Below are 18,374 nucleotides of genomic sequence, written 5' to 3'. Positions count from 1 at the left end.
CCATCAGTGCCCACTATATTACCGTCTCTTTGTAGTAATGCTGATGAAGACGCTAGTACCTGATTTGCATTATTTTTATCTCTTAATTCTACCCAAATCCAGTCTACAATAGCATTTGCTCCTGTTGTATTAAAAACTGTTGCTGCTGTCGTTGCTGCATCTGCATAGGGAGATGTTGTTGGAATTGCCGCAGCAGCTCTTAAATCATCTCGCATTAGACTCTCTTCTCCCATATTTGGATTAATGGCAGCTCCTTGTAGAAACACAACTGGATTAATCTTAATCGCTAATTGTATCGTAGCTTGCTGAAAACCTTGGGTTAGCGTAGTGGTACCATCTGTAATCGTAGTTACTGCTAATTCTCCTATGGTATAGTCCAAGGTAACACCACCATTAGTGATGGTGTTACCGCCTGAACTGATTACTTGTCTTTCTATACTTTGCGCTTGCACACCAAAAAATGTACACACACCTACTAGCGTTAAAAATAATCTTCTCATCTTATTAATTCTTTTGATACGTTACCTGACTTTTCAATACAGCCTCTAATGCCTGAAGACGCTTTTCTATAGTTGAAGCTTCCGCTGCATCAGCTTTTAGTGCTGTAATCTCAGCTTGCTGTTGCTCTATCTGCTGCTGCTGTTCTTTTAATGCTTCTACCAAAACTGGGATTAATCCTGTATAGTTTACACTTTTATATCCTTGATCATTCGTAGATACCAGATTTGGAAAGATTTTTTCAATGTCTTGGGCAATCACTCCATATTGCGTTCCCTCAGCAAATTTCATATTTGGAAAGTCTTCTTTTCTCATTTCATATTGAACTCCTTCCGTTTTTAGAATTTTATCTAAACTGTTAGGTAGTGCTTCAATATTCTTTTTATAACGACGATCTGAGATATTCGTTAAATTTCCTGTGTAGTTTAGATCTCCGTTTACGTTCAATGCATAAGTGGTTTCTGGTGTAGTAGTTCCTACTCCTACATTCCCTGAAAAAGCAGTATTCCCGTTTTTAAGCATTACCAACGCATCAGAAGGATATACTCCATCAAAATCAGCAGTACCATTACCTATTACAAATAAGCGATCCGTTTCTATATAAGCACTTGGGTTTCCTGCCACAGGTGTATTTCTGTATCCCATGCTTATCTGACCTCTACTTTCTGCTGTTAGATTCGCTCCAAGAGTGATGGTATTCACACCAGAAGATGTGCTAAAGCTTCCAATAGCTACCGATGAACTACTTGTTGCATTTACCTGATTCCCTAAAGCAATGGCATTCAATCCTGATGCATCAGGAGAAAACCCTACAGCAAAAGCCTGATCACCCGCTGCTTTAGGATTAATTCCAAAGGCTGCAGAATAAGCTCCAACATTTGCATCTGCAAAGGCATTAACTCCTCCGATATCTCTACCAATCCTGATCGCCGCTTTATTTTTGTCAAAGAATATTCTGTTAGCAGCTAAAATATCTAACCCTGTTTCATTTGTTGGTGCTCCAAAAATAAAGTCATCCACTCCATATGCATTCGCACCATTACTAGTGATATTATTTGTAGTAGAAAATGCTGGTGCTGCTGGCTGATCAATCCAGCTGTATGCTCCTGAACCGTCTGTTGACAATACTTGCCCATTATTTCCTCCTGTTGGAATTTCATTGGGTACATCTTGCCAACTAACTGCTGTACCGTCTGTAGTCAAAAATTTACCAGATTCTCCTGTTTGAGTTGGTAATTCGATCTCGTTCGTAGGGTCAGCATCCGCATCATCATTTGTTACCCATGATAATAATCCCGCACCATCTGTTGAAAGTACTTCTCCGTTATTTCCTCCATTTGGAATAGCATCTGCTGCAGGTGTTACCCAAGAAACATTTCCTGCTCCATCGGTTTGCATAATCTGCAATGCCGAACCATCTTGTGCAGGTAACGTAAAGGCCGTTCCTGGTCCATCATTGTCTCCATCAATGGTAAATGTTCCGTTTAAAGTTGTATTACCATTTTTTAACATGACTAAGGCATCACTATTCAAAGCAAGATTGATATCCGGTTGTCCATTACCAATGACAAATAAACGATCCGTATCCACCCAAGTATCTGCAGAACCGGCAACAAAATTACTGTATTGTCCTAATTGAATTTCGGCCATGGAGTTGGCATTTAATTGTCTTCCGATTGCAGTAGAATTTACTCCATTAGCCCTCGCATTCAAACCAAACCCTCTAGCATAATCTGCAAAACCACCAGCGTTAGTACCAAAAGCAAATGCTTCATTTCCTGTAGCATTAGCGTTTCTACCCATTGAAAAGGAATTACGACCACTTGCTAATCCTCCTTCTCCAAAACCAACAGAAAAGTCTCCAACATTAGCTTCATCCCAGGCATCACTGAAGGTAAATCCTGCTCTGAATGCACGTTTACTCTTATCAAAAAACATACGGGCGTTCAATGGACTATTCATTGAGGAGAAATCTAATTGACTTGCCCCAAATACAAAATCATCTGTTTGGTTATTTCCATTGCCATTACTAACCACATTACTATTTACTACAAATACCCCAGCATTTCCTGCAACACCACTATTCATAGCATACATCGCATAAGGAACGAACTGTAATTTTGAAGTTCCTATCTGAACATAGTTCGTTCCTCCAGTAATATCAACCTGTACATCAATCCACTGATTTTGTTTACTCCAATCAATTGCTAAAAAATTAGCTCCTGACGTTCCTCCTCCAACAAGAAATGTAATCATTCCTTGGTCATTAGAAGTCACGGTATGTGCTTCATTATACACCACACTTCCTGTGGCACTTCCTTCTATAATTCTAACCAGAACGCCTACAGACTGATTCACTACGGGATCTCCTGCTGCATCTCTGACTACTGCCTGATAATTAAAGGTCTGAGAAAATCCAATCCCACACCATAAAGCAGCTATTAAAAAGATTATATTTTTTTTCATCTATATCTAGATTTACATTTTTAAAGTTTGATTTGAAGATTTAGATATACAGGGGTTGTTGAACACAACCCCAACATATCCTTCTTGATCACTGTATATCACGGCCCCTTTCTCCGCAATATTTTTTATAGTACTATTAAAAGAAATAACAGCACATATAAGGTAAGTAGTGTTAAAGTCAACCTATATTTCATTATGTTTTTCCTCATCATAAGCTGGCTTTTACATTTGAAGAATACAGCTTGTTTTCATACAAGCTGTAGTTCTCAAAATGTTATTGTACTCCTTTTATTTCTTCTTTACGAATCGAATAGTCTTAGCACTATTTCCTTTGCTAATTCTTACAAGATAGACTCCTTCTTGGAATTGAGATACTTCAATGGCTTGGGCATTATAATCTTTGATTTGTTTTACCAATCTACCTTCCATTGAATAGATCTCGATCATATCTATCGTTTCAGATACTCCAGACACTACGAATCTATCGATCACTGGGTTTGGATATAGTCTTATCGACGCTAACTCATTTTCATCTACACTTAGCGTAGCAGTTACATTCACAGTTCTAGTTACTTCTACTGCTGCATTTCCTGAAGCATCCGTAGCATTATAGGTAACCGTATAACTTCCAATCACATTAGTGTCGACTGCAGAGGCATCGATTACTACCATAGATCCATCATCTGTAGTAGCTCCTAATTCTACATACGCAGTACCTTCTAAAATTTCTTGTGGATTTGCTCCGTTTAACGTAATCACTGGTGCAGTAGTATCTACTACATTCACCGTTCTAATTACTTCTACAGCATTATTTCCAGAAGCATCCGTAGCATTATAGGTTACTGAATAACTTCCTACTGCATTGGTATTCACAGCAGAGGCATCGATTACTACCATAGATCCATCATTGGTAGTTGCTCCTAATTCTACGTATGCAGTACCTAATTCAATGGTCTGTGGATTTGCTCCTGTTAATGTAATTACTGGCGCATTTGTATCTACTACATTCACCGTTCTTATCACTTCTACAGCTGCATTTCCTGAAGCATCCGTTGCATTATAGGTTACTGAATAACTTCCTACTGCATTGGTATTTACAGCAGATGCATCGATTACTACCATAGATCCATCATTTGTCGTAGCTCCTAATTCTACATAAGCAGTACCTAATTCAATTATTTGTGGATTCGCTCCGCTTAACGTAATGATTGGTGCGTTGGTATCTACGACATTCACCGTTCTAACTACTTCTACAGCAACATTTCCTGAAGCATCTGTAGCGTTATACCTTACTGAATAACTTCCTATTGCATTTGTATTTACAGCAGAGGCATCAATTACTACCATCGATCCATCATCTGTAGTAGCGCCTAGTTCTGCGTATACATCTCCTTGCGCAATTATCTGAGGATTTGATCCGTTTAACGTAATCACTGGTGCTGTAGTATCTACTACATTCACCGTTCTTATTACTTGCGCAGCAGCATTTCCTGAAGCATCTGTAGCATTATAAGTAACTGAATAACTTCCTACTGCATTTGTATTTACAGCAGAGGCGTCAATTACTACCATAGATCCATCATTTGTAGTTGCTCCTAACTCTGAATATCCAGCTCCTAATTCGATAGTCTGCGGATTTGCTCCGTTTAGTGTAATTACTGGTGCAGTAGTATCTACTACATTTACAATTCTAACTACTTCTACAGCAGCATTTCCTGCAGCATCTGTAGCATTATAGGTTACATTATAACTTCCTAATACATTTGTATTCACGGCAGAAGCATCGATCACAACTGTAGATCCATCATCAGCAGTAGCTCCTAACTCCACATAGGAAGCACCTAATTCGATTGCTTGTGGATTCGCTCCGTTTAATGTAATTATCGGTGCATTCGTATCTACTACATTTACAGTTCTTGTTACTTGCGCAGCAGCGTTTCCTGAAGCATCTGTAGCATTATAAGTTACTATATAACTTCCTACTGCATTAGTATTTACAGCGGATGCATCAATTACCACCATGGAACCATCATCTGTAGTAGCTCCTAATTCTGTATACATACCACCTTCTGCAATTATCTGTGGATTTGATCCATTCAAAGTAATCACGGGTGCAGTAGTATCTACAACATTTACGGTTCTTGATACTTCTACAGCATTATTTCCAGAAGCATCCGCAGCATTATAGGTGATTGTATAACTTCCTACAGCATCTACAAATGCACTTGCATCAATCACTACTGCAGATCCATCATCTGTTGTAGCACCTAGCTCAGTATATCCAGCTCCTAATTCTATAGTCTGTGGGTTTGCTCCGTTTAAGGTAATTACTGGTGCAGTAGTATCCACTACATTTACGGTTCTTGTTACTTCTACCGCTGAGTTACTAGATGCATCTTCAACATTATACGTTACTGTATATGTCCCAAGAACTGAAGTATTTACTGGGTTCACTACCACAATATCAGCAGTGATATCTCCATCTAAAGTATCACTAGCTGTCGCTCCAGCATCCGTATAGCTACTTCCAGCTTCTACAGTTACCGTTGGAGATCCTAATAAGGTAATTACAGGTACTGTACTATCCTGAACAATTACAGTACGAGTTACTTGTGCAGCTGCATTTCCTGCGGCATCGCTTACATTGTACGTTACTAAATACGTTCCAGGTATTAAAACATTTACTGGATTCACTACCACAATACTTGCCGTAAGACTACCATCCACTGCATCTGTTGCAATCGCTCCTGCATCCACATATGGATTCGCTGCTTCAGCAACTACTATTGGTAAACCATTTAGAACTATGACTGGTACTGTTGTATCAGCTACATTGACAGTTCTGGTTACTTCTACAGCGCTATTTCCTGAAGCATCTGTTGCATTATAGGTTACTGTATAACTTCCTGCCATATTTGTATTCACTGCTGATGCATCGATCACTACCATAGATCCATCATCCGTTGTAGCACCTAATTCTACATAACTACTTCCTTGTTCTATGGCTTGAGGATTTGCTCCGTTTAACGTAATCACTGGAGCTGTAGTATCCACTACATTTACGGTTCTTGTTACTTCTACGGCATCATTTCCTGAAGCATCGGTAGCGTTATAGGTAACACTATAGCTTCCTACTGCATCCATAAACGCACTGGCATCGATTACTACTGTAGATCCAGGTAACACTATARCTTCCTACTGCATCCATAAACGCACTKGCATCGATCACTACTGTAGATCCATCATCKGCAGTAGCTCCTAATTCTGTATAGCCAGCTCCAAGTTCTATTACYTGTGGATTGGCACCATTTAAAGTAATTACTGGTGCAGTAGTATCCACTACATTTACRGTTCTTGTTACTTCTACGGCATCATTTCCTGAAGCATCTGTAGCGTTATAGGTAACACTATAACTTCCTACTGCATCCATAAACGCACTTGCATCGATCACTACTGTAGATCCATCATCGGCAGTAGCTCCTAATTCTGTATATCCAGCTCCTAATTCTATTACTTGTGGGTTTGCTCCGTTTAAGGTAATTACCGGTGCAGTGGTATCTACTACATTTACCGTTCTTGTTACTTCTACCGCATCATTTCCAGCCGCATCCGTAGCATTATAGGTGATGGTATAACTTCCTAATGCATCTACAAAAGCACTTGCATCGATCACTACTGTAGATCCATCATCGGCAGTAGCTCCTAATTCTGTATAGCCAGCTCCCAATTCTATTTCTTGTGGATTATCACCATTTAAGGTAATTACTGGAGCAGTTGTGTCCACTACATTTACTGTTCTAGTTACTTCCACTGCATTATTCCCTGATGCATCTGTAGCATTATAGGTGATGGTATAACTTCCTACGGCATCTACAAAAGCACTTGCATCAATCACTACTGAAGAACCATCGTCTGTAGTTGCTCCTAATTCTGTATAGCCATCTCCTAATTCAATTGTTTGTGGATTTGCTCCCGTTAATGTAATCACAGGTGGTGTTGTATCAACTTCAGCTCCTGAAGAATCAAATGAATCATTTGCTGCACTAATTACAGTTCCAGAACATGGAACTCCATCACAAGCAATTACAAATTGCCCACCAAAAAGGGGTGCCTCTTCAAAAGTAAACATCGGATCTTTTGTAATATCCTGATATTTTATTTTAAGATGTAATAATAGTTTTGGAGTACTAGTTACATCACTTTGAGCATCCATAAGACTAGCATTCACTCCTTGCTGAAAAGAAACTGAATATCGAGTACTTGTGTTATTGTTATCTACAAATCCATTATACACATTGAGTGCTCCTCCAAATAAAGTTGCTCCGGTAATAGATCCATTAGGTTGTGTGTACTCCGCAACATCTGGTGCCGGTGGCATGGCAGAAGCATCTCCATCTATATTCGTTCCAAAAGCTTCTGAATTATAATTAAAATATAATTGTCCAGAGCCCAGTTTAAAGTCTACTGTACTCTGTATCATGACGTCTACTTCATAAAAATCATCAACGCCATCGTTGGTATTTTGCGCATTGGCAAAAGTAAATAGGATTTCCTGTGCTTGCACACCAGCCAATCCAAATACCAGGGCGAGTATTAAGGTTAAGTTCTTAATAAATTGGTAATAATTGTGTTTCATAGTGTATACATTAGGGGTTAAAAGGTTTATTTCAATTCCGTTATTTGTTTTTCAATATGGTATTACTTGCTTAATCACTTTTAGTACAGGCTAGTTTTGAGATACCCTATTTTTATTTTTATTTTTTCGATAAAAGACTAAAAAGTGATGGATTAAAACTGTTCTCCTCTACCCAGATTAGGGTTTATCAGTGTATTGATATCGGTATTTTGGATCTGACCATTCATATCCATATCCGCTTTGTTATATCCTGAACTTCCGAGTAGTTGAACTACTGCATTGATATCTGCATTTTGGATCTGACCATTTTCATCTTGATCACCTACTGGAATCGAGAAAATGCTATTCCCCATATCAACTACCGCATTAGATCCACCTTGTAAAGATGTATTGCTTATAGAAAAATCGATAGCGGTATTACTTGAAGAAAGGCTATATGTATTTACGGATCGTACGCCTAAATGGTTACGGTGTTTCATAGCGATATAATAATCGGTTGAAGGTTGTGTAAATGTTACCGATGATATTCCATCAACACCCACAACATCTCCATCTCTTTGTAGTAAGGCAGATGTACCATCTACAATTATGGTAGCATCGTTTGCATCTCGTAATTCTACCCATATCCAATCCACAATAGCATCTGCTCCTGTTACTAATAACACTCCGGGATCTAGGGTAAGCGCATCAACATAGGGACTTGTTGTAGGAATCATTCCTCCTACTCTTAGATCATCTCTCATCAAGCTTTCTTCTCCCATATTTGGATTGGTTGCTGCTCCTTGTAGATAAATTTTTGGAGTCAATAGAATATTAGGATCGATAACTGTTAAAGTTTGATCTACTGGTACTGCTGCGTTAAAATTGGTACTCCTAGCTTGACTTGCAGTAATGGTGGTAGTTCCTAATCCTACGATGGTTACGGTACTTCCTGAAACGGTAGCTACTGCCGTATTAGAACTTACATAAGTAATTCCTAATCCAGAATCTGAAGTAGCGGTCAAATCAAAATCAGGATGGTTTAGTGGTACATCATTGAGACTATCAAAAGTTATCGTTTGATCAGCTCTAGCTATCGTAAATTCATCACTTTCACTACCCTGATGTGCCGGATCAGAAGCGTTTATGCTTACATTCATCGTATAATCTCCAGCATTGGTTGGTGGAGTTGCAGATGGACCATAGTCGTTATCATCTGTATCTGTTCCTGAATATGAAACGGTATACGCTGGTACTGGATCTATAACTACATCATTACTATCTGTAATGCTAACACTAATCCCTTGCGGACTCCCATTATAGGTTAAGCTTCCTGTACCAAAATTAAAGGTTACGCTCTCTTTTTCGAAAATAGTCATAGTAGCACTCGTGCTGCCAAAGAAGTTTGCATCTGTAGTATTTACATAAGCAAAGACCCTATATTCCCCTCCTACAGTCGGTGGTGTCGTTGACTTATTGTAGAACGTTCCATTAATTCCTTCATAAGTAACGATAACATTTGGAGTTGGTGTAGCCGCTACACCTGGACTCGTTTCTATACTTGCTACCGTAGCCGATTTTGGAGTTCCATCATACTCGTGATATAAATCTGCTAGTGTAATGGTCACTGCTGTCTTATTTTCAGTTATTATTAATGTTCCACTATACCCAAAAGCATAATTGGTAGAATTCCAAGAATTCACTGATACTGGATAACTTCCTAATTCAATTGGAGGAGCATCCGTAAAGACTACTCCAAAAGGAGAATTGATCCTATATTGGATTCCAGCAGTTAAAGTCTCTCCTGCCAATCCTTTATCTGTAATTTCAAAAGTTTTTGCAGTACCATCATATAGTATTACTTGTGGATCATCTGGTCTAAGCGTAAGATTATATCTTGAAATTATAAAACTTGCACTTGCGGATCCAAAGAAATTAGGATCTGCTGTTGGCACATTGGCAGTAACAGTATAGGATCCAGCATTGGTAGGAGGTGTAGGTGTTGGTCCATAAGGATTATTCGTATAATCTGCTCCTGAATAGATTACATCTAATGCTGACATCGGAGAAGCTGGGCTTCCTGTAGCAGTAACTACAATATTAGATGCAGTAACAGGGGTTCTAGGACTCGCATTGAAGGTTGTATTTCCTAGAGTCGCTGGATCTAAGGTAATTGTTACCTGTTCTTTATCGGTAATGGTAAAAGTTCCGGTTTGTAATTGAATGTTATAATTTCCATTTGTTATAAACCCATCGTCCCAGTCTATATAACCATAGCCAAAACGATCGTTACCTATACATACACCGGCAGGACATCTTCCTGCTGGATCAAAACTTGCTGGTGCTTGCGCTGTTTCATCTATTGAAATCACATAGGTTCCTGCTGTTTCGCCTGGTTCTCTTTTTAAAGGAACCCAGATGATATCCCCTGAATTTAATTGCCCTATTGTAATAGATGACGTGAATGTTGGATCTGCACCACCTATGGCTTTTAACATATCATTTGGTGTAATTTCTAAGGTATTTGATCCAGTAACTGTTATTGCAGTACTACCAACTCCAACATTGTAGTTGGTATCATTTGGAATAAATCTTGTATAAATTGTTGTAGCAAAACCGTTATTGTAAGTCAGGGTGGTCATCCCTTCTGTAATCCTACCGGAGAATGTATTAAAGAACGAGTTATAAGAGGTATAATATTCAAAAGTACCTGTTACGTTTGCTGTTGCATTTAAATAGGTAGCATCCAAAGGTACTCCTAAATCAATTGTAGATGGTGCATTCCAGGTAATTACAGGATTTATTTTGTTAATCGTAACTGGGAAATCTTTAGCATCCGCTCCATAAGTTCCATTTGCCGCAGCACTTACTCGAATAGTTGTATTTCCTGCATTTCCTATAGTAAACGTATCGCCGCTAATGGAACTTCCTGTTGTATCATCCACCAAGCTAAAATTAACAGCCCCTCCTGAATTTGTATTTCCAATTAATGTTTCATCCGCTCCTCCAAAAGTTAAACTAGGATTTGTAAAATCAATATGTAAGCTATTTTGCGAGAAAACATATCCTACTGATTGGTAATTATAAATACCATCTTGTTGTGCATATCCGTACACAGTAAAATAATAAGTAGTATTTTCTGTAAGTCCAGAGATGGATATACCTGGCGTATTTGAGTTTCCTGCATATATTACTTGCTCTCCTCCGCCATATACCGTATTTGCAATTGGTAAAGAATTACCTGTATTTATTACTGTAAATACATTGGTCGCATTCATCTTTATTATATATCCTTCAATATCTACAGCGGATGCATCGCTGGTAGCTGGCGTAAAACTATCGATTTGCAGCGCTGTACGTGTTACATTTGACAAAACAGTGTCACTAGCTAGATTAGTAGTAAGTGCTTCTGTCTTTTGTGTAAACGAATATCCTGTTTGCTGAAAGTAAATATTAGTAGTGCATTGCTTATAAGCATATACCGTAAAATAGTAATCTGTATTTTTTGTAAGTCCTGTAATATTTATATCAGGTGTGTTAGAACCTCCTACATACACTACTTGTTCTCCTCCTGTATAAGCAGTAGTAGCTGATGGTAAAGTTGTATTTGTAGAGAATGGTGTAAATGAATTGACAGTATTCATTACCACTACATAGCCCGTAGGATCATTACCAAAAGCATCACTATCTGGAGCGTCAAAACCGGCAATGTTTAATGAATTCATTTTTACAGTTGGTATCGAAACATTACTTGCCAGATTCGAGCTAATCCCACAAGTGGCATCAGTAAGACCCGATCCTAAAGATTCAAAATAAAAATTACCATCTGCGCAAGTATTATACCCATATGCTCTAAAGTAATAAGTAGCATTCGGACTCAAATTGGTTACATCAACCGATGATGAAGCCAAGGTAGTAACATCAATAACTTGTTGACCACTTCCAGAGTAGGCAGCATTCGCCATCGGTAATGTAGTTCCTGTTGTTGGCGCTGTAAAAGAATCAGTGCTATTTATATACATAATAACACCATCGACCGCTGCAGATTTGGTTTGCTGCACTCGTACAGAGGTTTCAGTTTTTGCCATATTATTTGCAACTAAATTAACTTGACCTCCAACTGGACTTCCACAAGTGATAAAAGAAGCTGCAGTTGCTGCATTTTCAAAATAATAATCTCCTAAACACTCGTTATATCCATATACTTTTACATAATACTGGGTCAAATCGCTTAAACCAGTAATTGTAACATTCGGACTGTTTGAAGCTCCCACATATATAATTTGCTCTCCTGTTCCAGCATATACTGAATTTGCAGAAGGTAAACTTGCTACAGTTGCAAGGTTAGTAAAACTATCAACTGTATTTACTTTTACTATAAAYCCTTCTGCATCCGCAACTACATCAAAACTGGTAAGGTTTACACTATTACTAGTTTCTGATTCGAAGACAAGGTTAGCTGTAGGACTTGCTGGTGGAACACAGGTTTTAATTGAAGTACTGCTTCCTGAATTGTTATAGAAATAAAAATCTCCATCACACAGTGTATATGCATATACCTTTACAAAATATTCTGTTTCCCCAGTTAATCCGGTAATATTGATATTCGGATTCGAAGATGTTCCTGAATACACAACTTGTTCACCAGTACCCGCATAAGCAGTGTTAGCTACTGGAAGCACATCAAAGTTATCCATTTGATCGGTGAAACTATTGGTATCACTAATTTTTACCATATATCCCGTAGCCCCTCCAACTGGAGCTGTAATTGTATTGACTTGTATTGCATCTGCAACTGAAGTAGCTGTAATACTTGTTACAGCATTAGGATCTTCACAATAGGTAGTACTATTAGATCGAACTGTTATTCTGGCATCAAACCCAGATTGTGCGTTGTATAAACCATCTTGTCCTCTAACTTCAATGGAATAGTAGTAATTAGTTCCTGTATAATCTAATAGATGACGTGAGGTAATAGAATTTTTCATTTCCACCTGACTTACCATAGGACCATTATGGCTTCCAGTACGAGTTACTAACCATACATTAGGGTTTACATACGTAATAAAAGGTCTCGGATGCACACGTACTCCTTGATAATTGTGATACAGATATCTATCCGTTCCAGGAGTAGGTGTTATATGCCAGATATCAATAGGGTCGTGATTACCAAATGGATCATTGTTAATAATACTTCCCCATAAGCTTTCTCTTTCAAAAATTTCTTGAATCCCTGCATCACCGAATGCATTGTTAGGTTCGATTTCAAGGAGATTCTGAGCAAAAGCACTATATACTGTTACAAAAAACAGCAGTGTAATTCGATATAGGTTTGCTTTAAAATTAGTAGGAACATAAAATTGTTTCATAGTAAAAGGGGGATTAAAAGGGATATTAGATTTTATATAGCTCGATAGTACTTTAGAAAGTTTCTATCCATTTTTTTAAAAAAACTAGTCGTTATCTGTAGTTTGGAAATATATTCTACTTCGAAAAGGCAAAAACTTACTGAAGAAATGATTAAAGTAAGTGGCTAATACTAAAGGCGTAATTTTTTTCATATCTAAAGGGGCTATAAAGGTTTATTTTTCACTAATAATTAGGTGATCTAGGTACCCAATCAATTTTAGTACAGCCAAGTTTTGAGATACCCTATTTTTATTTTGTTTTTTTCGATAAAAGGCTGGAAATACATAAGAGAGTGTTGACTAGCAGTAGTGTCCTATGACTATTTTGGTTACATAAAAGCATAAAAAAAACCGCCAAATGCGGTTTTTCTTTTGTTACTAGGATGATACTAAGCAGCTTCTTCTTCAGAAGGCATATCGTTTTCTTCTTCTACTGGTGGGATGGTACCCTTACGACTTCTAAACAACATTTTCATATCATTATAAACCGTTTTAGCTCCGGGTTCATCTTCTTCGGCAAGAAATCTCACTTTTCGGTGAAAACTTAAAGCATTAGAATAATTATCATGATCTAATAAGGTTTTAGTATCGATCAACTGTTGCCTATAATTTTCTAATAGCTGAATCATTTCTTCAACCTGTCCACGAGTCACATAATCCCTATCGAATCTTTCTTTGTCTAAAAATTTTGGAATCCAATCTGGATGCTGTTTCATATAGCTTTTCGCTTTATCCACCAGCAATTTGTTTTGATTGGCAATACGACCATACCGGATACGTTCGGAAGCAGTAAGATTCACGGTCTTTCCATTAATAATTTGATCAATCCCAGTTAAATGTTCTGTTAATGCAGTTACTTCTTCTTCAGTAAAACTTACATTGATTAAATTTTGTAATGACATAGTTTTTACATTTTAAATTCATACTCATTTTGTTTTGCAAAACTTGTTTTATATACCTTGATACAAATCCCTGGTATGCATCGAGTGGGTTCAAAAGATATATACCAATACCATTTCTCAAATGAAATAACTGTATAAAATTGTCTATTTTGACTTGATGCTTCGTTATAAAATTAATCGATAGCTATGGCTATCCATTAATTTTATGCCTCGCCTGAACTCAGAATAGTTCAATTTCGTATTTCAATAATTTCATATAAGAACTGGTATAACGATTGATATTACAGCTTATAATGACAACTTTGCTGGTATATATGGGTCAAGAGTTGTTCCAAGATGTTAAAAGATTGAATTTTCAGAAACTAATGAAACTATATTTTAGCTGTAAACTACTTGTAATCAAAACCTTGTTATATCAAAGATATATCCAGCAAAAACACTGACATGATGTCAATTTTTTACCTTTTTAACATTTTTATTATAAATAATTAAGTCTTATAACCATTATCTGAATACCCAAATGGTATCTTAATCATAGTACCCTAGTAGTTAGATAAAGGTATTGAGGCTTCCTCGTATAGACTAGAACCCTATCACAGCATGGGGTTTATCCCTATACAAGTGGGCATTGTCAGGTATTTGTCATGCCGTTTACCCTATGGACCATTGGGATATAGGGCAAAAAAAAAAGCCTGGGCGTTATCTCAAACATAACAGATACCCATTTTATATATACATCTGTTGTAATACCACTCATGGTGCATATAGATATTTTTTTAATCAAAATAACTGTATTTCAAATTAATAACTCCTTCCCTTGAGGGCGATACAACGTGAGTTGTAGGCGAGTCGGGGCGATGGAGGATGGGTGTTTCTCTAAAAACATCCTCCTTTTCCAACTCCACAGCTCGCCCATCGCTATCGCAATGTCGTTTCGAAGGAGGAAGCTGAAGCTACAAATGCAATGAATGTCAGTCCATACACTGGATAAATTTTTATTAGATGTCTCGAATTGACGCTTTTTTTTGTGTTTTCTTAAATCCACAACGGGTTAATACCAGTTCTTATATGAAATAGTATTAGATAGTATTAGTATTTAAAACTGCTCTCCTTTTCCTAAATTAGGATTTAGTGAATTATTAATATCTGTATTTTGTATCTGCCCATTCATATCCGTATCAGCGTTATTATAACCTGCATTACCTAATAATTGTATGATCTCATTAACATCGGAGTTTTGTACCTGACCATTGCCATCATAATCTCCAGTAATCATTGCATATTTACCATTAGTCAGTAATTGCAATGCATTTACTCCTCCAGCTACCTTTGTAGGATCCGTACTTAAATCTACGGTTATAGGATTTGACGTTAAAGACTCTGGAGTTTGAGTTCTGATTCGTAGGTGATTTCTATGTTGGATCATTAGATAATAATCTCCTTCAGGCATAACAAAACTTAATGGCGATATCCCATCAACATCCACTATATCACCATCCCGTTGTAATAAAGCGGATTGACTTGCTATACTTATTGCAGAACTATTAGCATCTCTTAATTCAATCCAAACCCAATCTACAATGGCATTATCGCCTGCTATATCAAAAACACTGAAATTACAAATCAATGCATCTGTGTATGGACTTGTGGTTGGAAGTAATCCTGCTACTCTTAGGTCATCTCGCATTAAAGCCTCTTCTCCGACATTAGGATTGATAGCTGTTCCTTCCAAAAATATTTTAGGGTTTAGCGCTATAGGCGCTTTAGTTTCTACTACAAAATCATCAATAACAATGCCTTCCTGATTAATTATATCATCAGAATGTAATGTGATTCTAAATACAATATTAACCTCGGCAGTAAGATCAGTTTCTCCTAAAGCTGCATTCTGACTAAAGTCGTACGCAAATTGTGTCATCGTAGTATTTGTACCAGTCCATTGTGCTCCAGGACAACCTATGCAATCAAAGTCTTCTACTCTGTCACTGTTGTACCAATTTGGCTGACTATTGATATTCCCTAGAATACTCCACGATTGTCCTGCATTTAATGAATACTCTACATTTGCCCAATCCCAATTTTCTTCGAGGTCATAAGCCATTTTAAATTTTAAAACAGGATCAATTATCTGTGTAAAATCATAACAATTTGATTGCAAACTTGCATTTGTATTTGAGGGATAATTTCCAGATAGATTCGTCCCGTAAACCTGAGTTCCTGTTGACGCGTTGTTTAAGGTTGAGCCCGAAGGAACACCTCGATCCCAGACACCATTTTGCACAATTAATTCATCTTCAGCATTCTCAAAAGAATTTATCACATTAAAAGAACCAGATTCATTAACACTAAAGCTTTGTGAACTGCTATTATTAGCACTATTTTCGTCATTACCTATCGATGTTTCAACATTTAAAATAAGATTTCCTGATCCTGCTGAAATAGAGGGGAGATTTATCTTTGTTTCTTTAGTAGATGGTAACATTCCATTCCATAAATAATCATGGGTCACCCCTCCATTAACACCATATGTAATATTGATTGAAGTAATATCATTTATACCATTATTTCTAACTTGTATTTGAGGTGAAACATCACCACAATTAATGTCTGAAGCTTTTGGACTAATAATGGCACGTAAGCTAATATCGTTTTGAAATGTTTGACAATCTCCATTAGGATAGTAAGTGGCAATAAGGTTATCTATTTGCGCAATAATCTGATCTCCTATATTTTGAGCATCATAATTTGCATAGATATCATTGATTTCGGCATGATGGTATGGGTCTACTTCTGACAACAATAAATCTCGCCAAGGCAGAAACGCTGCCTGGGTTCTAGGTACTAAACTCTTATAATGTAATAGACGATCATATATTTTACAACTGACCTGATACGAAGCATAGGTATTGATTTCATTGGTTGTTGGAATCATACCCCAAAAATTTAATAAAGGCGTCATATTAAAACCTATGCGTTCTGTAGCTGCTTGTAGATAATCAGAATCTGTTACATAGGTATCTCCTAAAGGAGAGCCTCCTTCGGCAGTCCACTTATCATAAAAGAATTTATTCAGCTTCCCTAGATCTTCCCAACTGAACATATCTACAATATCAAACCATTTTACACCTCCTCTTACTTGATATTTAGCATGTTCTTCTAACATTGCCGTGTTATTTCTAAACTCAGGAGTGATCATCCATGCAATTGCTCCGGTATCTCTTCCATAGGTTTCTCCTTCTACATAGCTTATAGATTTTTCTAAATCATTTGTTAGTACAAAATAACTTGGCACTGAAAACATTTGTACTACGGTTTCTGCATGTCCATCAGGAATTGGGAACAACATATTATGGCCTAACTCATGAAATATAAATCCTTGATTGGTTTCTACAAAATCAGGTTCTAGCACTCTTAGCGGACTCCAATAGGTAGAAGGTAATGCCTGATCATAGGTATTTTCATGCATTCGCTTAGGATATCCAGCTGATCCAACACCTCCAGAACAATCTGCTTGCACATATTCTGCACGAACCGGATGTAGTGGTCTTCCTGCCACAGTATTTATAAGATCCATCATCTCATTCCACTTCAACATAATGTCCGTAACATCTCTAATACCCACCATACTGGTCGGTAGTGTAAACATCATTTTATCAGATTCGATATCTGCCCATGGCACATGGTTATTGTTTAGATCAGCCAACCATTCGCTTACATTTTGAGGTTGTCCTGTTACCATCCTAAAATAGGGTGCTTTTACCGCTCCATTGATAGTCACTGTTTGCCAACCTTCGGTAGTTTCTTGTGGAATTCTAAAGTATAAAGCTCCTCCAAAAGGGTTCGCTATCTGTGTTGTTGCGGCCGTAATTTCAATTGCTTTAGAAATACGTTGAAAACGCTGCATTCCAGCAATTGAAGTTTCATTGATATGTGCTCCAGCTATAATTTTTATACCCTTATTCACCATGGCGGTTGGTACTGTGACGGTCACTAATTCTCCTCGTGCTGCGTAGTATCCTGTTGGTCGTAATACACCTCGATGACCATCTACTAATTGTATTCCTGGGTCTTTGATATAAGTTGCATTTATGGCTACCTGCGCATTGGTACTACGAGGCGCGCTACTACTTACAGGACCTGGATAAACATCTCCTTCTCTAAAGCTCATACCAGTCATGTTGCCTATATTTCCAGCGACAAATTCATTATCAAAAATATCTTGCATTAAGAAATAGGCGATACGCTGTTCATTCAATAAACTGGACAAACTAGGATTTGCCACACGGTTCGAGAATAACGCATCAAAATTAGATTCGAAGGCTGCTAAATACGTATCTATTTCGGTTTTGGCATTCACATAATTTTTCTGATAATTTACCACAATGGTATTGGTATGCGTATCTTTTTGTTGCTGAGTTAAACTAATGTTCCCCAGTATATGATCTGTCATTTGCTGTAAAGCCGGTTTTAATGCAGTAATATTTC

6 protein-coding genes and 1 pseudogene are annotated in these 18,374 nt (G+C 37.5%); all 7 read right to left on the bottom strand.

The features are described 5' to 3' along the window. Window positions 1–500: pseudogene (locus GBO31_RS22755) on the bottom strand (hemagglutinin protein); the annotation flags it as partial. A 4-nt stretch (window positions 501–504) separates the two neighbouring features. Then, the gene (locus GBO31_RS22750; protein WP_219010909.1) at window positions 505–2,964 is read right to left on the bottom strand and encodes a tail fiber domain-containing protein; all 2,460 of its coding nucleotides are present in this window, start codon (window positions 2,962–2,964) and stop codon (window positions 505–507) included. 288 nt (window positions 2,965–3,252) lie between these two features. Then, window positions 3,253–6,150: an immunoglobulin-like domain-containing protein gene (locus GBO31_RS22745; protein WP_219010908.1), complete on the bottom strand. Its 2,898-nt coding sequence runs from the start codon at window positions 6,148–6,150 to the stop codon at window positions 3,253–3,255. Continuing rightward, window positions 6,086–7,600 (bottom strand): immunoglobulin-like domain-containing protein, encoded by a 1,515-nt coding sequence (locus GBO31_RS22740; RefSeq protein ID WP_219010907.1) that lies wholly within the window; start codon window positions 7,598–7,600, stop codon window positions 6,086–6,088. The genes GBO31_RS22745 and GBO31_RS22740 overlap by 65 nt, the downstream gene beginning before the upstream one ends. A gap of 152 nt (window positions 7,601–7,752) precedes the next feature. Then, on the bottom strand, window positions 7,753–12,948 hold the full coding sequence (locus tag GBO31_RS22735) for a beta strand repeat-containing protein (protein WP_219010905.1): 5,196 nt from the start codon (window positions 12,946–12,948) through the stop codon (window positions 7,753–7,755). Window positions 12,949–13,376: 428 nt separating this feature from the next. Further along, window positions 13,377–13,889, bottom strand: coding sequence for a hypothetical protein (locus GBO31_RS22730; protein WP_219010904.1), 513 nt, complete (start codon window positions 13,887–13,889; stop codon window positions 13,377–13,379). Window positions 13,890–14,985: 1,096 nt separating this feature from the next. Next, the coding region (locus GBO31_RS22725) for a M60 family peptidase N-terminal accessory domain-containing protein (protein ID WP_219010902.1) at window positions 14,986–18,374 on the bottom strand (3,389 nt) is incomplete at its 5' end.

This window comes from Aquimarina litoralis (assembly GCF_019295435.1).
GTDB classification, from domain to species: Bacteria; Bacteroidota; Bacteroidia; order Flavobacteriales; family Flavobacteriaceae; genus Aquimarina; species Aquimarina litoralis_A.
This window is presented reverse-complemented; position numbering and strand designations above follow the sequence as displayed.

Coding starts and splice junctions, on each gene's coding strand:
- GBO31_RS22750 (WP_219010909.1), bottom strand. CDS start 2,964: ATGAAAAAAAATATAATCTTTTTAATAGCTGCTTTATGGTGTGGGATT.
- GBO31_RS22730 (WP_219010904.1), bottom strand. CDS start 13,889: ATGTCATTACAAAATTTAATCAATGTAAGTTTTACTGAAGAAGAAGTA.